14 protein-coding genes are annotated in these 16599 nt (G+C 70.4%); 6 read left to right on the top strand and 8 right to left on the bottom strand.

The genetic code is table 11. The features are described 5' to 3' along the window. Positions 1-49: 49 nt before the first annotated feature. Positions 50-715: a hypothetical protein gene (locus ACFWP5_RS09330; RefSeq protein WP_384152740.1), complete on the bottom strand. Its 666-nt coding sequence runs from the start codon at positions 713-715 to the stop codon at positions 50-52. 225 nt (positions 716-940) lie between these two features. Between ACFWP5_RS09330 and ACFWP5_RS09325 the strand changes: the two genes are divergently transcribed. Together ACFWP5_RS09325 and ACFWP5_RS09320 are read left to right on the top strand one after the other, a co-directional pair. Beyond that, positions 941-1597: a helix-turn-helix domain-containing protein gene (locus ACFWP5_RS09325; RefSeq protein ID WP_384152737.1), complete on the top strand. Its 657-nt coding sequence runs from the start codon at positions 941-943 to the stop codon at positions 1595-1597. Between the two features lie 32 nt (positions 1598-1629). Further along, complete coding sequence (locus tag ACFWP5_RS09320; protein ID WP_384152871.1) at positions 1630-2169, top strand: toxin-antitoxin system, toxin component; 540 nt, start codon at positions 1630-1632, stop codon at positions 2167-2169. A gap of 62 nt (positions 2170-2231) precedes the next feature. On the opposite strand, the gene ACFWP5_RS09315 is transcribed toward ACFWP5_RS09320, so the two are convergent. Next, positions 2232-3257 (bottom strand): alpha/beta fold hydrolase, encoded by a 1026-nt coding sequence (locus tag ACFWP5_RS09315; RefSeq protein WP_384152734.1) that lies wholly within the window; start codon positions 3255-3257, stop codon positions 2232-2234. 218 nt (positions 3258-3475) lie between these two features. On the opposite strand from ACFWP5_RS09315, the gene ACFWP5_RS09310 reads away from it, so the two are divergent. Further along, positions 3476-3703 (top strand): hypothetical protein, encoded by a 228-nt coding sequence (locus tag ACFWP5_RS09310; protein WP_384152731.1) that lies wholly within the window; start codon positions 3476-3478, stop codon positions 3701-3703. A gap of 34 nt (positions 3704-3737) precedes the next feature. Here ACFWP5_RS09310 and ACFWP5_RS09305 read toward each other — a convergent pair whose 3' ends face one another. Next, positions 3738-4418 carry a 4'-phosphopantetheinyl transferase gene (locus tag ACFWP5_RS09305; protein WP_384152728.1) on the bottom strand — a complete coding sequence of 227 codons (681 nt, stop codon included), beginning with the start codon at positions 4416-4418 and terminating at the stop codon, positions 3738-3740. Further along, complete coding sequence (locus ACFWP5_RS09300; protein ID WP_384152725.1) at positions 4366-5274, bottom strand: metallophosphoesterase family protein; 909 nt, start codon at positions 5272-5274, stop codon at positions 4366-4368. The genes ACFWP5_RS09305 and ACFWP5_RS09300 overlap by 53 nt, the downstream gene beginning before the upstream one ends. A 336-nt stretch (positions 5275-5610) precedes the next feature. On the opposite strand from ACFWP5_RS09300, the gene ACFWP5_RS09295 reads away from it, so the two are divergent. Beyond that, positions 5611-6762 (top strand): ATP-grasp domain-containing protein, encoded by a 1152-nt coding sequence (locus ACFWP5_RS09295; RefSeq protein ID WP_384152722.1) that lies wholly within the window; start codon positions 5611-5613, stop codon positions 6760-6762. A 149-nt stretch (positions 6763-6911) separates the two neighbouring features. After that, positions 6912-8597 carry a carbohydrate binding domain-containing protein gene (locus ACFWP5_RS09290; protein WP_384152719.1) on the top strand — a complete coding sequence of 562 codons (1686 nt, stop codon included), beginning with the start codon at positions 6912-6914 and terminating at the stop codon, positions 8595-8597. Between the two features lie 77 nt (positions 8598-8674). Here the strand turns inward: ACFWP5_RS09290 and ACFWP5_RS09285 are convergent, their stop codons facing one another. From ACFWP5_RS09285 to ACFWP5_RS09270, 4 genes are all read right to left on the bottom strand, one after another. Further along, entirely contained in the window at positions 8675-9925 is a 1251-nt protein-coding gene (locus ACFWP5_RS09285) for an alpha-L-fucosidase (RefSeq protein WP_384152716.1), read from the bottom strand. 227 nt (positions 9926-10152) lie between these two features. Beyond that, positions 10153-13212 carry an alpha-mannosidase gene (locus ACFWP5_RS09280; RefSeq protein ID WP_384152713.1) on the bottom strand — a complete coding sequence of 1020 codons (3060 nt, stop codon included), beginning with the start codon at positions 13210-13212 and terminating at the stop codon, positions 10153-10155. Between the two features lie 95 nt (positions 13213-13307). After that, entirely contained in the window at positions 13308-14645 is a 1338-nt protein-coding gene (locus ACFWP5_RS09275) for a 6-phospho-beta-glucosidase (RefSeq protein WP_384152710.1), read from the bottom strand. Then, on the bottom strand, positions 14642-15406 hold the full coding sequence (locus ACFWP5_RS09270) for a DeoR/GlpR family DNA-binding transcription regulator (protein ID WP_384152707.1): 765 nt from the start codon (positions 15404-15406) through the stop codon (positions 14642-14644). The genes ACFWP5_RS09275 and ACFWP5_RS09270 overlap by 4 nt, the downstream gene beginning before the upstream one ends. A 151-nt stretch (positions 15407-15557) precedes the next feature. On the opposite strand from ACFWP5_RS09270, the gene ACFWP5_RS09265 reads away from it, so the two are divergent. Beyond that, a complete protein-coding gene (locus ACFWP5_RS09265; RefSeq protein WP_384152704.1) occupies positions 15558-16574 on the top strand; it encodes a carbohydrate kinase family protein in 1017 nt (338 codons plus the stop codon). Positions 16575-16599 lie beyond the last annotated feature (25 nt).

Here is a 16599-nt window from a genome sequence, read left to right as displayed (position 1 = left end):
AACTCGGGTACGCGCAGGCCCAGTTGATGGGCGGTGGCGAAGCCCGCACTCACTCGGCCGCGGGGACCACTCTCAGATGTCCGACGCCGCGGCCCGCCCTGCGGACCCTGGCCGGCGGTGTGCGGCGGGCCTCGCGCAGGACCAGTGTCAGGCGCGAGTAGCCCATGTTCTCAAGGGTCTTGGGGGTCTCGCCGACGACCCGACAGTCGGTGGCGCCCCAGCGCGGGTCGGGGTGCAGCAGCGGGCGGACCGCGCCGTCGTGCTCCACGGCCGCCTCCTCGCCGACCGCGCGGATCCAGTGCGGCAGGCCCTGCCGGTAGGCGGCCTCCATGATCGGGTCCTGGGCGATGTCACGGCGGATCGCCTGCAGGCCGTGGTCGTGTCCGTGACGCTCCACGGCGGCGGCGAAGTGGGCCAGCACCGGCAGACACCAACTCGACTCGTGCTCACCGAGAACGGTGCTCGCGTCGGGGTGGAAGAGCACGAAGCGAAGGAAGTTGTCGCCCGGCATCGCCGTCGGATGCGGGCCGACCGCCCGGAAAAGTGACTTGAACGCGCCGTTGGTCAACACCACGTCCCAGCGGTGGTCCATGACGACGGAGGGGAAGGTGACGGCCTCCAACAGCGTGGCGTAGTCCAGGAGATACGCCTGGGCCTCGGGACTCTCGGGGACGGGCCGCGGCGCGGACCGCTGCCCACCTGCCTGGTACGCCATCGGGAGGTCACCCCTCTTGCCTATGCGGCCTTCTCGCGGCGCCTTGATCCTGGTGCCCCGACGCGAGTCGTGTCAACTATCGTGGCATTTCATGCTTGTTGACGGCTGAAATTGGCCACAGTTGTGGCGAGACCTGGATGCGAGTTCGAACCAACCGCTACTCTCCGGGATGTTCACGGCCACCTTTTGTGAGAAGCCTGTGAGAGACGTATAGGAGATCTGTCGGTGTCGGATGGCTTCGAGGTACCGGGCACGACGGCGACCGCTCTGCTGCCCGCCGTCGTCGACCGCGTCACCGCGCTCGCCGAACGGCTCGACGTGCCCCAGGCCGAGGTCATCCACATCGGCCGGCTGTCCGTCGCCTGCGGTGTCCCGGAGTCCGTGGTCAGAGCCCTGCTGAGCGGCCGTCCCGCGGGCGAGCCCGATGTGCAGGCCCGGTTCCTGCAACGCCTCGACCTGCTGCGCCGCACCAGACTCAAGCCCAACGGGCGCAAGTACACCCAGCAGGAGATCGCCGACGGCGCGGGCATGTCCCGCCAGCAGGCGGGCGCGCTCATCAACGGCGACCGGCGGCCCACCATGGAGCACTGCGACGCCCTCCAGCGCTTCTTCCGCGTGCACGCCGGGTTCCTCACGGCCGAGGACTCCGAAGCCCTCGCGGGCGCTCTCCAGCGCACCGAGCAGGAGCTGTTGCAGAAGCTCGCCGACCGCGAGCGGGCGGCGGCCGAGGCCGCGGAGGACCCGCTGGAGCGGCTGCTCCAGGACCACGGAGTGCGCGGAATCGCCTGGCGGGCCGCGCAGTTGCCCACCGACCAGCACCGCGACAAGGTCGCCGAGTGGCTGGACATGCTCCTGGAGAGCGTGAAGCGGCCCGAGTCGTGATCCGGGGGAGAACTGTGGGCATCGGACGGCAGATGCGCCGCCTGTGCGGCGAGTTGGTCGCGGAACTGAGCCTCGGCGCACCCGCGCGGCCGCACGACCTGTACACGGCGCTGTGCGACGCGATGAGCCGCCGCCGGGGCCGCCCGGTCCAGTTCCGTACGGCCGCCTTCCCGGCCTGCACCGCGAGCGGGCTGTGGCTCGACATGGCCGACCAGGATCTCGTCGTGATCGAGGAACGCACCGCGCCCGACCACCAGTTGGTGATCCTGGGCCACGAGCTGTGGCACATGAAGGCCGGGCACTGCGGACCGCACCTGGAGGGCGTCGCGGTGGCCGCCCGGCTCCTGGGCGGCACCGTCGACGAGGCGGCGCTGCGTGCGACCGTCCTCAAGGTGGCCGCCCGCAGCCGGTTCGAGCGCGCCGAAGAGCGGGAGGCCGAGAGCTTCGGTCTGCTGCTCGCCAGCAAGTGCCGTACATGGCTTGCCGGTTCGTCCCTCCGGGGGCCCGCGCAGCATGACCATCTGGCGGGGCGGATCGAGGCGTCGCTCGGGTATCCGGGGCCGCGTAGTTAGTACTTGACGGTCCGTCACGCAGTTGGTCCGTCACGAGGGCGATGCGTCAAGCGGCCGGTCCGTCAGGTGGCGCTGCGTTCGCTCGCCTCCCGCAGGTCGCGTTCCCTCGCTCCGCCCTGGGCCGTGACGCCGGGGCGGCCCTCGCACAGGAGGTCGCGCCAGTGCTCGCGGCTCCAGTGGGCGGGGGTGGTGGTGCCGGTGAACTCCTCGACCAGGGTGAGGAATCGGGCCGGGTCGGTGTGGAACGGGAAGTGCCCCGCGCCCTCGAAGATCTCCAGCCGGCTGCCCGGCATCGCCTCGTGGGCGCCGTACGCGTGCCGTACCGGCACCACGCTGTCCCGGTCGCCCCACAGCAGCATGGTCGGCATGCCCTCGGTCAGATAGCAGCGGTCGAGCATGGTCACCACCTGGCCGCGCCAGTCGACGACCGCGCGCAGCGTGCGGATGAAGGCGTTGCGGGCGGTCTCGTCGGGCAACGCGTCGACGAGGGTGAGCAGTTCGGGGGCGTCCCGGCCGAGGTCGGTGTCGAGGAGCCTCATCAGCCCTACGGTGAGGCCGACTTGGAGTCGCATGCCGGGCAACCGGAGTGCGGACAGGGCCAGATGGGAGCCCGGGAGCGACACGAGCCGCAGCATCGGATTGACCTCGCGGCCCACGCCGCCCGCGCTGACGAGGATGAGGCGTTCGGTGCGCTCGGGGAACTGGTAGGCGAACTGCATCGCCACTCCCCCGCCCAGCGAGTGCCCGAGCAGGGTCGCGGACTCGATGCCGAGCGTGGTGAGCAGATCGCGGACGCCGTTCGCGTAGGCGGCGACCGAGTAGTCGGCCCGTGGTTTGTCGGAGGCGCCGTGGCCGAGGAGGTCGGGGGCGATCACCGTGTGGGTGCGGGCGAGGTCGGGGATCAGGTCGGTCCAGGTGGCGGAGGAGTCGCCGATGCCGTGGATGAGGACCAGGGCCGGGCCCGCGCCGGCCATGCGGAAGGCACGGCGGTATCCGTGCACGACGCGGTACTGCAACTCCAGTTCTCCGGTGCCCACCGAGCGCAGTCGTGCGGCGCGCGCCGGGCGCCGTACCGGGACGTCCTCCACGCACTCGCCTCCCGTTCACCTGGCCGCCCGCGAGCGGCCGAAAGCCCTTCCCTCCAGCGTAGGGCCGCTGTCCCACCGGGGGTTTCGGTGACGTTTCGCCTCCGCTAAGCGGGCGAACCGGCGCCCGCCGGAACGGCATTGTCAGTGGCACCCGGCAAGCTGGAGTCGTGCCACCGCCGTGCGGGGGCGCATGACGCCGACCAGGGGAGAGCCGTCCTATGCAGACCGCAGTGATGACCGACCGCGAACGCGCCGCCGTCCAGGCCTATCTACGGCTGCTGCACACGGTCCGAGCAGCCTTCGACGGCCCGCCGGGCGCCCCTCGACCGGTCCTGGTCCCGCCCTCGGTACTGGCCGAGGCGGACCAGGCGTTGACGGACGCCGGGCTCGCGGGCAACGAGGCGGCGTTCTTCCGGCTGTTGCAGAGCTGGGGTCCGGAGGGGTGAGCGGAGTGTCAAAAACCAGGCACGTACGGGCGGTTCACGGATGCGGGACCGTGACCGCCGTGACGACCAGTCCGCGGCCGACGGTCCAGCGGCCCTCGAAGGTGTCGACACGCTCACCGTCGACCACCGGGCCGGGGACGAGGAGGCGGGCGCGGAGGCCGCCGCGTGTCTCCTCGCCGGGGTCCGTGAAGACCTCGATGTCGGCCTCCGAGAAGTCCAGCCACTTGCCGGTGAGGGGGAACCACGCCTTGTAGACGGACTCCTTGGCGCTGAACAGGAGCCGGTCCCAGTGGACCGTGGGCCGCTCCGCCGTCAGGCGTGCCAGGCGTTCCTGTTCGGCGGGCAGGGAGACGGAGGGGAGGATGCCGTCCGGGAGCGGGGCGTGCGGTTCGGCGTCGATGCCGAGCGAGGCGAGGTCGGTGGCGCGGGCCAGCGCGGCGGCGCGGTAGCCGTCGCAGTGGGTCATGCTGCCGATGACTCCGGCGGGCCAGGCCGGCGCGCCGTGGGCGCCGGGCAGGATCGGCTGCGGGGGCACGCCGAGCTTCTCCATGGCGCGCCGGGCACACGCCCGTACGGCGGCGAACTCGCGGCGGCGCTTGGGCACCGCGCGGGCCACGCGGGCCTCTTCCTCGGGGTACAGCGGGGCGTCCTGGAGCCCCTCGTCACCGTGTGTCTCCACCGTCACCACGGAGTCCGGAAGCAGTTCCTCGATCACCGGTTCCGACCTCCATCGGCAGGATGCGGCGCAGTCGGCCCGGGGGTTCCGGGCGCTTCTGCCACTCGCGGGGGTATCCCACGGACACTTCTTCGAAGCGGACGCCCTCGTGGTGGGTGGTCCGCGGGATGTGGAGATGGCCGTAGACCATGGTGTCCACGCGGAATCTGCGGTGCCAGTCGGCGGTCAGTGTGGTGCCGCACCACATGGCGAACTCGGGGTACCACAGGACTTCGGTGGGGTGCCGGTCCAGGGGGTAGTGGTTGATCAGGACCGTGGGCAGGGTGTCGGGGATCTCGGTGAGCCGGCGTTCGGTCTCGGCGACCCGGGCCCGGCACCAGGCCTCGCGGCTGGGGTAGGGATCGGGGTGCAGCAGGAACTCGTCGTTGCAGACGATGCCGGTGCCGTGCGCGTACGTCAGTCCCTCGGCCTTGGTCGCGCAGCCGGCCGGCAGGAACGAGTAGTCGTAGAGCAGGAACAGCGGGGCCACGGCCACCGGGCCGCCGGGGCCCTCCCAGACGGGGTAGGGATCCTCGGGTGTGACGACGCCCAGCTCCCGGCACAGGGCGACGAGGTGCTCGTAGCGGGCGACGCCGCGCAGGGTGACGGGGTCCTTGGGGTGGGTCCACAGCTCGTGGTTTCCGGGGGCCCAGAGGACCTTGCGGAAGCGGCCGGCGAGGAGTTCGAGGACCCAGCGGATGTCGGCCACGGTCTCGGCGACGTCACCGGCGACGATCAGCCAGTCGTCGTCCGTGCCGGGCCGCATGTTCTCGACCAGGGCGCGGTTCTCGGCGTACCCGATGTGCAGGTCGCTGATGGCCAGCAGCTGTCCGGCACCGCCGGCCGTCGACTCCACCCCTCGCCCCCTCCGCGCACCCGATTGAGCCCACGAGATCACATCCCGCCGTTCCGCGACAAGACGGCGGGACGCGCGAGGGCCCGTCCGCGGAGCGGCCCGCGCGAAACCCCGAGGCCGGGCGCGCCGCGACGGGAGTTCACGTGCCGGGTGGGCACCATCAGGAAATCCGTAACACGGGCGTTGCACGCGGCACCCTTTGAAAGCCGTATGATCGCCCCAACACCACCCGCCACGAACGCCTCTTCGCCGAGGGCGGTTTGGTGTACCTCCAACCACCTTGGCCGGGCACGGCCTCGCTCCGCCGTGCCCGCGAACCCGAAAGGACGGCCCTGCATGGTCTCTCGCGTACGCGTCTGGCTCAACCGCACGTACGCGGAGAACGTGTTCTTCATGGATCAGCTGCGGAGAAATCCCAGCGACCGGGCCGTCGAGATCCATGCCACGCACGGCGACGCCGACTCCCCCGTACTGGCCGCCGCCGACACCGCCGACCTGGAGCCCGAGGGCCTGTCCCCGGCCGCGTACGTCGAGTTCGCGCTGGACCAGTGCGACCGCCGCGGCATCGACGTGTTCGTGCCCCGGCTGCACCAGTCGGAGATCGTGGCGCACCGCGCGGACTTCGAGGCGGTGGGTACGGCGCTGCTGGCGCCGACCCCCGAGGCCGTCGCCGTCTTCCACGACAAGGTGATCGCGTACGAGGCCGTCCAGGCGATCGGCGTGCCCGTACCGCCGTGGTGGCGGGTCCGTACGGCGCCCGAACTCGTCGCCGCTGTAGAGGAGTTGGAGGCCGCCGGTCACAAGGCGTGCTTCAAGCCGGCGTCCGGTGCGGGCGGGGTGGGCTTCCGTGTGATCACGCGCGCCCCCTTCTCGCTCATGCACCTCAACGGCTTCCCGAGCCCCTACGTCCCGCTCGACACGGTCGTCGAGGCGCTGGAGCAGGCCGACGAGCAGGTCGACTGGCTGGTGATGCCCCGTCTGGAGGAGCCGGAGGTGTCGGTGGACTGCCTGACCGGTCCCGACAACCTGATCCGCCTCGCCGTGGGCCGCACGAAGAACGGCCGCCGTCGCGGTTTCACCCTGCAGGAGCAGTGGCTGGAGCCGGCCCGCCGGATCGCGGAGGGCTTCGGGCTGCACTACCTGTCCAATATCCAGTTCCGCATGTTCGGCGACCGGCCCGTGCTGATGGACGTCAACACCCGCCCTGCAGGCGGCCTGCACCAGCTGTCGCTGTGCGGTGTCAACGCCCCTTGGGCGGCAGTGCAGTTGGCGCTCGGTGAGGACCCGGGCACGATGCAGCCGCCGTTCCTGGGCGCGGACTACGCGGTGGTCTCGGGCCCGCGTCAGCTGCGTCCGGTGTCGCTCCCGCACCAGCGCGCGGAGGAGTCGGAGCCCCTGCTGCCGGCGGCGCCCGTATCCGCACAGGACGAGGTGGAGACGGCACCGGCGACCTCCGAGACGGGCAGCCGGGCCGCCGCCCGCGCCTGACTCCTCGGTCCCTCTTCGACCCGCACGACAACTTCATACCGGTCTGGACCAATCATGGCGCCGCATCTTGACACCGCGATTGGTCCATACCAGCTTGGTTGCGCACCTTCCTGCACTCCCGAACACCCCCATTCCTTCAGGGAGATAGCGTGCGCGACACACTCAGACGTTCCAGACGTCGGCTCCTCGCCCTGCTCGGCACCGCCGCCCTGGCCATGGCCGGGGCGATCGCGCTGCCCGGCACGGCGGAGGCGGCGAACGTCCTGACCAACCCCGGCTTCGAGTCGGGCAGTCTCTCCCCCTGGTCCTGCACCGGAAACCTCGGCTCGGTCGTCTCCTCGCCCGTGCACGGCGGTGCCAAGGCCCTTGCGGGCGCGGTGAGTTCGAGCGACACCGCACAGTGCTCCCAGACGGTCGCCGTGCAACCGAACACGGTGTACTCGCTCAGCGGCTGGGTGCGCGGCAACTATGTCTACCTCGGTGTCAACGGCGGTTCCTCGACGTGGACTTCGTCCCCGTCGGCGTACAGCCAGCTGACGACGTCCTTCACCACCGGCGCCTCGCAGACCAGCGCCACCATCTACGTCCACGGCTGGTACGCGCAGGGCACCTACTACGCGGACGACATCAGCCTCGACGGTCCGGGCGGTGGCGGCGGTGGCGACACCCAGGCCCCGACCGCGCCGACCGGGCTGACGTCCACGGGCAAGACCTCCTCCAGCGTGTCGCTGTCGTGGGGCGCCTCGACGGACAACGTGGGTGTCACGGCGTACGACATCTACAGCGGTGCGAACCAGGTCCTCAGCGTCACCGGCACGAGCGGCACGGTCAGCGGGCTCTCGTCCAGTACCGCCTACACGTTCACCGTGAAGGCGCGCGACGCGGCCGGGAACAGCTCGGCGGCCTCCAACTCGGTGAGCGTCACGACGAGTGCCGGCACCGGCGGCGGCACCGGGTTCACCCAGGCAGCGCCGTATCTCTACGAGGGCTGGGGCGATCCGCCGAGCCCGAGCACGGTGATGAGCGCGACCGGCATCAAGTGGTTCACGATGGCGTTCGTGCTGGACTCCGGTGGCTGCAACCCGAGTTGGGACGGCAGCCGGGCCCTGACCGGTGGCGTCGACCAGACCGCCATCAACCAGATCCGCGCGGCGGGCGGTGACGTCGTCCCGTCCTTCGGCGGCTGGCAGGGCAGCAAGCTCGGCGCCAACTGCTCCTCGGCGAGCGCACTCGCCGGGGCCCTGCAGAAGGTGATCAGCGCCTACGGCCTCAAGGCGATCGACATGGACATCGAGAACACGGACGAGTTCGAGAACGAGGCCGTGCAGGCGAAGATCCTGACCGCGCTGAAGACCGTCAAGGCCAACAACCCCGGCCTGCGGACGATCGTCACCTTCGGCACCTCGACGACCGGCCCGACGTACTACGGCAACCGGCTCATCGAGCAGGCGCAGTCGCTCAACGCCAACATCGACGTCTTCACCATCATGCCGTTCGACTTCGGCGGCGGCTCCGACATGTACGGCAACACGGTCGCCGCGGCCGAGGGCCTGAAGACCAAGCTGAAGTCGACCTTCGGCTGGGACGACGCGACGGCGTACTCGCACATCGGCATCTCGGGCATGAACGGTCTGTCGGACCAGTCGGAGACCACGACTCCGGCCATCTGGACGCAGATCCGTGACTGGTCGAACTCGCACCACATCGCCCGGCTCGCCTTCTGGTCGGTCAACCGTGACCGCGGGTGCGCCGGTGGCGGAGTGGTGAGCAACTGCTCCGGCATCAGCCAGAACACCTGGCAGTTCACCTCGATCACGGCCGGTTTCACCGGCTGACGGCCCCCACCCCTGGCGGCCGGTCCCCCGTGTGGGCCGGCCGCCTCGGTGTGTGCGCCGACAGTCGGCTCCATCGGTCAGAAACGGCCCGAGCCCCGGTACAGCTCCAACTCCCCGTCCAACTCCACGGCGAGGACCGTGGCCAGCGGGTCGAGGTCGGCCAGGGGCGGCGGGTCGATCCACAACTGCCCTACGGCCTCGTGCAGTCCGCCGATGACCCGGTGGGCGAGTTCGGTGCCGGTGCCGAGCACGGTGACCCTGCGGACCGGGGTGACAAGACCGCGGACTCCGATCTCGGCGCGCGGGATGTCGTACAGGGTGAGATACAGAGTGCGCCGGTCGGCGGAGAGGGTGCTCGGCCCGTAGTGGTGCCCGGCCGGGAGCCCGCGCACCGTGCCGTACACGGCGTCGGAGTGTTTGCGGATCCACTCCCCCAGGCCTTCGAGGCGTTCGACCTGCGGCTGCGGGATGGTGCCGTCCTCCATCGGGCCCACGTCGAGGAGGAGGTTGCCGCCCCCGCCGATCGTCTCCGTGAAGTAACGCACCAGCTGGCTCAGCGACTTGTGGTTGTCGTCGTGGTGCTGGTACCCCCACGAGTCGTTGATGGTGAGGCACAACTCCCAGGTCCCGTCCGGGGGTTCGACGGGGGCGCCCTGCTCCGGTGTCGCGTAGTCGCCCTCGCTGAGCATGCGGGCGTTGAACACGACGTCCGGAGAGTACGAGCGGATGAGCGCGGCGAGTTCCTTGATGCGCCACTGCTCCTCGCTGCGGTCCCACTCGCCGTCGAACCACATCAGGTCGGGCCGGTAGCGGGAGGCCAACTCCCGTATCTGGCCGTCCCGGTAGACGATGAACCGCTCCCAGGCTTCGAGGTCCTCGTCCTCGGCCGAGCATTCGGAGTAGCGGTTGTCCTCCTGCTCCGGCGGGCGGCCCGGCTTGCGGGTGGTGGCGTAGTCGGGGTGGTTCCAGTCGGAGTGCGAGTAGTAGAGGCCAACCTTCAGGCCCTTCTCGCGCAGGGCGTCGGCGTAACCGGTGATGTAGTCCTTGCCGAGGCTGAGTTCGCCGAACTCCGTGTCCCACAGGGCGACACCGTCGTGGTGGCGGCTCGTCAGGACGGCGTACCTGGCGCCGGCTCGGGCGAACAGGTCTGCCCAGGCGCGCGGTTCGTACTTCGCGCCGGTGAAGCGGTCGAGCTGGGACATGTACCGGTCGTGCGGCACGATGTCGTCGTAGAACGACCAGGACTCCTGGACGCCGTCGACGGCGTAGATCCCCCAGTGGACGAAGATCCCCAACTTGGCGTCGGTGAACCACGGTTGCATGGGCACGGCTGAACTCCCCTTACATACAAGGTCAGTTGGGGGGATGAAGAGGGCGGGTCCCGGCGCACGATGACGCTGTCGGCGAATCAGGCGGGGCTGGGCCAGTGACTCGAAAAAGTGTGACACTTCTTGCCAAAGTGTCACACTTTCTCGGCTATCTGCGGCTGCCCCGGCCTGCAGACGGGATTGGCCAACAGCGTCCACGATCGCCGGGGCCCGCCCCTCCGGGTGTACTACTGGCCTGCGCCCGCCCGCTGCAGACGGAGCGTCAGGATCTGGAAGGGCCGCAGGGCGACCGCGACCGAATCTCCGTCGACGGAGACCTCGTCCTCCAGGGGGCGCTCCAGCAGGTCGGTGATCTGTGCGCCGGCGAGGGGGAAGCCCGTGCGCAGTGCGCCCTGGGCGCGGCCGCCGCTCGACTCGTAGAGGCGGACCACGACATCGCCCGACTCGTCGTCGGCGAGCTTGACCGCCTCGACGGTGATGCCGTCGCCGTCGACGGAGACGACCGGCTCCGGGGCGCCGCCCGAATCGGCCACGCGCAGCGGGAGGTTGAGGGCGTAGCCCTCGGCGACCGCGTCCTCGATGCTCGCGCCGGGCAGCAACGAGTAGGTGAAGCGGTGCTTGCCCTGGTCGGCGCCCGGGTCCGGGATGCGCGGGGCGCGCACCAGGCTCAGGCGGACCGTGGTCGTCGTACCGCCGTCCTCGCGGACCGTGCGGGAGACGTCGTGGCCGTACGTCGAGTCGTTGATGACGGCGACGCCGTAGCCGGGCTCTGCGAGGTGCACCCAGCGGTGGCCGGAGACCTCGAAACGGGCCGCCTCCCAGCTGGTGTTGGTGTGCGTGGGCCGCTGGATGTGGCCGAACTGGATCTCGGCGGAGGAGTGGGCCGCCCGGATGTCCACCGGGAAGCCCGCCTTGAGGAACTTCTCGGCCTCGTGCCAGTCGATGTCGGTCTCGAAGTCGATGCGGGGGCTGCCCGCGCGGACGGTGATCGTCTGCACGATCTTCGAGCCCTTGCCGAAGGACCGCTCCACGCGGATCGCGCCGAGCAGCGGGTCCTGCTCGACGACCGTGATGGAGTCGGCGTCCAGGAGGTCGGTGAAGCGGTTCTTGTAGTGCTTGTCGACGTCCCAGGCGTCCCAGTAGTTGGGCAGGTCGGCGTGCAGACGCAGCAAGTTGCCCTGGTCGGCGAGGACTTCACGGCCGCCGTGGCGCAGGTCGCGCACGGAGGCGAGGGTGCCGTCGGCGGCGAGTTCGACGCGGACGATCCCGTTGTCGAGGACGCGGTCGGTGACGGTCACCGCTTGCGGGACGTACTCGGCGGCCAGTGGGGCGCTGCCGTTCGCGGGGACCGTCGCGTACATCGGTACGCCGATCGCCGTGCGGATGACCTCGGCGCGGTCGAAGGGGCTGGTGTTGAAGACGCGGGTTCCGCCGCCGCCCAGCGCGGCCACGGCCGCCGCCGTCAGCTCCTCCAACTCCGTTGCCACGCGCGCGTATTCGGCCTCGGCCTCGCGGTGCACCCAAGCGATCGAGGAACCGGGCAGGATGTCGTGGAACTGGTGCAGCAGGACCGTCTTCCACAGCCGGTCGAGCTTCTCGTACGGGTAGGCGTAGCCCGGTGCGTGCAGCGCGGCCGTGGTGGCCCACAACTCGGCCTCACGGAGCTTGTGTTCGCTGCGCCGGTTGCCCTGCTTGGTGCGGGCCTGCGAGGTGTAGGTGGCGCGGTGCAGCTCCAGGTAGAGCTCGCCGACCCAGACGGGAGCGTCCGGGTACTCCGCGCGGGCCTTGGCGAAGAACTCGTCGGGGTGCTCGACGACGACCTTCGGCGATCCCTCCAAGTCGGCGAGCCTGCGCGCCCGTTCCATGATCTCGCGGGTGGGACCGCCACCGCCGTCGCCCCAGCCGAACGGGGCCAGGGAGCGGGTGGCGTTGCCCTTCTCCTGGTAGTTGCGGACCGCGCGGGACATCTCCTCGCCGCTGAAGCGGGCGTTGTAGGTGTCGACCGGCGGGAAGTGCGTGAAGATGCGGGTGCCGTCGATGCCCTCCCACCAGAAGGTGTGGTGGGGGAACTTGTTGGTCTGGTTCCAGGAGATCTTCTGGGTGAGGAACCACTCGTTGCCGGCGAGCTTGGCGAGCTGCGGGTAGGCCGCGTTGTAGCCGAAGGAGTCGGGCAGCCAGACGCCCTTGGTCTCGACGCCGAAGTGCTCGATGAAGAACCGCTTGCCGTGGACGAGTTGGCGGGCGATGGCCTCTCCGCCGGGCAGGTTGCCGTCGGACTCGACCCACATGCCGCCGACCGGCGCCCACTGGCCGCGCTTGACCGACTCCTGGATGCGGGCCCACACCTGCGGGTAGTTGTCGCGCACCCACTCGTACTGCTGGGCCTGCGAGCAGGCGAAGATGAAGTCCTCGTACTCGTCGGCCAGCGACGTCACGTTCGAGAAGGTGCGGGAGGTCTTGCGCTTGGTCTCGCGGATCGGCCACAGCCACGCCGAGTCGATGTGCGCGTGCCCGACACCGGAGATGACGTGTGCGCTGGCGTTGGCGGGCTTGGAGAGCACCGGCTTGAGCGCGGCCCGCACGTCGGCGGCCGTACCGGCGACGTCGTCCAGGTCGAGGAGGTCCAGGGCCCGGTCGAGAGCGTGCATGATCTCGTGCCGGCGGGGGTCGTGCTCGCCCAGTTCCAGCATCAGTTCGCGCAGCACCTGGATGTCCAGGTCGAGGTGGAAGACCTCCTCGTCGAGGACGGCGAGGTCGGCGCGGCGGAATGTATACAGTGGACGGTCGCCTGCCGTCAGTACATCACCGAGCGGCGTGGGCTCCGAGAAGTTGTTGGCGAGGATGTCGGGGTTGGAGGCCGCCTCGACCAGGTAGTCGATGACCTCGCCGCCCGTCGCCGGGTTGGCGATCGCCACGTACTGGTTGAGCGGGTTGACCGCCTTCAGCGGCGTCCCGTCCGCGAGGTGGACCAGGGCCTCGGCCTGGTTGCCCGGCCAGTCGCCCACGAAGCCGAGGTCGATGACGGCCTCGACGCGCTTCCCGGCCCACTCCTCGGGCACCTGCCCGCGCATCCGGAACCAGGTGGTGCCCCAGGGCGGACCCCACGGGGTGTCCATCGCGAACGGCGCGTACGGCGCCGCCTCGGCCTCCTCGAAGGAGACCGGCTCACCGGGGGCCTGCCAGGCCTCGACCGTGAAGGGCGCGGTGGCCGCGTAGACCGCGGGCTTGATGCGCTGGTCATGGGCGCGCTGGACGCGCTCCTCGATCCGGCTGCGTTCGTCGTGCATGGGAGGTCTCCAGGGAACCAGGGAGCTGCTGAGAACTGGGGAGCTGTCGAGAACTCGCTGCCGAGAACTCGGGGAAAGCGCTTACTGAACAGTGCCTACTTAAGGTACGCCAGGCCCGGGTGGACCTCGGTATAGCCCTCGACCAGCCGGCGCGCGACGTTCACCGAGTCGACCAGCGGATGCAGCGCGAAGGCCTTCACCGCCGTCGTACGGGAGCCGTTCTCGGCCGCCGCGAGAACCTCGCGCTCGACGCCCTTGACCGCGCAGACCAGGCCGGTGGCGTGGTCGGGCAGCGGGTCGACCGCGACGGGGTGGGCGCCGTTGGCGTCGACCAGGCACGGGACCTCGATGACGGCGTCCGCGTCGAGGACGGACAGCGCGCCCTGGTTGCGGACGTTGAGGATCAGGGTGGTGCGTTCGTCGCGGGCGATGGCCCGCATCAGGGCGAGGGCGACCTTCTCGTACCCGCCGGAGAGGTCGTCGGCGTCGCGTTCGCCGGCGCCGGCCGTCTCCCGGTTCTCCGCCATGTAGGTCGCCTCGCGCTCGGCGCGGGTGCGGTCCCAGGCGGTCAGCGCGGCCGTGTCGGGGCGCTTCATCTCGTCGTAGAACCGCGCCTGTTGGTCGCGGAGGAAGGCGCCGCGGGTCTTCTCGACCTCACTGTAGGCGCGGACGGTCTCGCGGTTGAAGTAGTAGTAGTGCAGGTACTCGTTCGGGATGGCGCCCAGCGACTGGAGCCAGTCGGTGCCGAAGAGCTTGCCCTCCTCGAAGGAGCCGAGCAGGTCCGGGTCGGCGAGCAGGCGCGGGAGTTCGTCGCGGCCGGCGACGCGCAGGCCGCGTACCCAGCCGAGGTGGTTGAGGCCGACGTAGTCGATGAAGGCCTCGCGCGGGTCGGCGCCGAGCACCGTGGCGATACGGCGGCCGAGGCCGACCGGTGAGTCGCAGATGCCGATGACGCGGTCGCCGAGGTGGCGGGACATGGCCTCGGTGACCAGGCCCGCCGGGTTGGTGAAGTTGATGACCCAGGCGTCGGGGGCGAGGCGGGCCACGCGCCGCGCGATGTCGACGGCGACCGGGACGGTTCGTAGACCATAGGCAATACCGCCCGCGCCGACCGTCTCCTGGCCGAGGACGCCTTCCGCCAGCGCCACCCGCTCGTCGTTCGCGCGGCCCTCCAGGCCGCCGACGCGGATCGCGGAGAAGATGAAGTCGGCGCCGCGCAGGGCCGCGTCGAGGTCGGTGGTGGCGGTGACCGTGGGAGCGTCGGGCACGGTGGCGGCCTGTTCGGCCAGTACACGGGCGACCGCATACAGTCGACTGTCGTCGAGATCGTGCAGCACCACCTCGGTGACGCGGCCCTCGCCGCGGTCCGTCAGGAGCGCCCCGTACACGAGCGGCACCCGGAACCCGCCGCCGCCCAGAATCGTCAGCTTCACGCTTGCACCTTTCCTGCCACGACGACCTCGACGCCCGCTTCCTCCAGGGAGGAGCGAGTCACCGGGTCGACCGGGGCGTTCGTCACCACCGCGTCCAGGTCCTCGGGACCGCACACCTTCGCCATCCCGGTACCCGGGAACTTCTGCGCGTCGGCGAGCAGGACGACCTTTTCGGCGGCCTTGATCATGGCCCGCTTGACCGGCACCTCGACGACCGTCGTGTCCATCACCTGGCCGCCGGGCCGCACTCCGCTGGTGCCGAGGAAGAGCCAGTCGGCGTGCAGCTGGCGCAGGTTGTCCTCGGTGAGGAAGCCCACCAGGGAGCGGTACTCGCGCCGGACCATGCCGCCGAGCAGCACCAGCTCGATGCCCTCGTCGTCGGCCAGCTCCTCGTAGACCACGAGGTTGCTGGTGATCACGGTGAGCCGGCGGCCGTGCAGCTGGCGGGCCAGCCGGTAGGCGGTGGTGCCGATGTCGAGGAGGACCGACTGGCCGTCCGCGACCATGGCGGCGGCGCGCGCGGCTATCGCGTCCTTCTCGGCCACCCGCACCTCGGCGACCTCGGCGAAGGGCTGGTCGCCCTCGTCGGCCACGGCACCGCCGTGGACACGCGTGAGCAGGCCGTCCTCCTCCAGTTTGAGCAGATCTCGCCTGATCGTGGCGGGGCTCACACCCAGCTGCTCGGAGAGATCGGTCACGGCCGCGGGACCCCCTGAACGCAGGGCCCGCAGGATGAGTTGATGTCGTCGTTCTGCCAGCACGTCGCGAACACTACTCGTCATCTTCAATCATTTCTATGCTCAGTTCTGCTTGGGTATTGACCAATCTCGCGGAGCAGCGCACGATTCCGGTCACCGAAATGAAGAGTTTTGACGAACTCTCCAGACGACGTGCCGACGAGAGGATGCGCGCGTGGACGACCCCCGGCCCGATGTGCTGCTGACCGGGCTGCTCTTCTACGACCTCGTCCTCACAGGCCTGGGGCAGCCCCCGACGCCGGGCGAGGAGATCTGGACGGCCGGCATGGGCTGCGGCCCCGGCGGCATCGCGAACCTCGCGGTCGCCGCGTCCCGCTTCGGCCTGAAAACCTCCCTGGCCACGGTCTTCGGCGACGACTTCTACGGCGCGTACTGCCACGAGATCCTCGCCGGCCAGGAGGGCGTCGACCTCTCCCTGTCCCGCACCGCGAACGGCTGGCACACCCCCGTCACCGTCTCGCTCGCCCACGGAAGCGACCGGGCACTGGTCACCCACGGCCAGGAACCGCCGTACTCGCAGGACGTGCTGATGGGCGACCCGCCCGAGGCGCGGACGGCGCTGGTGCACCTGGAGGCCGAGCCGCGCGCGTGGCTCGCCAAGGCGTCCGCGAACGGCACGCAGATCTACGCCGACGTCGGCTGGGACCCCACCCAGGAGTGGTCCCGTGACCTGCTCGACCAGCTCGCCCTGTGCCATGCCTTCCTCCCCAACGAGACCGAGGCGATGGCCTACACCCGCACCGACAGCGCGGTCGCGGCGCTCGGCATCCTCACCGAACTGGTGCCGGTCGCGGTGATCACGCGGGGCGGTGACGGGGCGATCGCCGTCGACCAGACGACGGGCGAGTACGCGGAGGTCCCGGCCCTGGCCGTCGACGTCCTGGACGCGACGGGTGCCGGTGACGTGTTCGGCGCGAGTTTCGTCGCGGCCTCGCTCGGCGGCTGGCCGCTGGAGGAACGGCTGCGGTTCGCGGTACTCGCGGCCGGACTGTCCGTCCAGCATCACGGCGGTGCGCTGGCGGCGCCGGGCTGGTACGGCGTCGACCGTTGGCTGCATACAGTCCGCGATCCCGAACTGCGGCGTGCGTACGGCTTTCTCGTCGACCGGATCCCGGCGGACCCCGGCCCGCCTGTCGCGTACGCGCCCGTCACTCCCCCCGCACCGCAGTAGCCCGCCCCACCTGGCAAGTCCCTTG

Source organism: Streptomyces sp. NPDC058469 (assembly GCF_042721125.1).
Classification (GTDB): Bacteria; Actinomycetota; Actinomycetes; order Streptomycetales; family Streptomycetaceae; genus Streptomyces.
Note: the sequence above shows the minus strand (reverse complement) of the source record. Positions and strands in the feature narration are given on the sequence as shown.

What these genes read in the sequence shown, in the direction of transcription:
- ACFWP5_RS09330 (WP_384152740.1), bottom strand. Translation starts at nt 715, where the DNA reads ATGGCGTACCAGGCAGGTGGGCAGCGGTCCGCGCCGCGGCCCGTCCCC.
- ACFWP5_RS09320 (WP_384152871.1), top strand. Translation starts at nt 1,630, where the DNA reads ATGCGCCGCCTGTGCGGCGAGTTGGTCGCGGAACTGAGCCTCGGCGCA.
- ACFWP5_RS09310 (WP_384152731.1), top strand. Translation starts at nt 3,476, where the DNA reads ATGCAGACCGCAGTGATGACCGACCGCGAACGCGCCGCCGTCCAGGCC.
- ACFWP5_RS09295 (WP_384152722.1), top strand. Translation starts at nt 5,611, where the DNA reads ATGGTCTCTCGCGTACGCGTCTGGCTCAACCGCACGTACGCGGAGAAC.
- ACFWP5_RS09280 (WP_384152713.1), bottom strand. Translation starts at nt 13,212, where the DNA reads ATGCACGACGAACGCAGCCGGATCGAGGAGCGCGTCCAGCGCGCCCAT.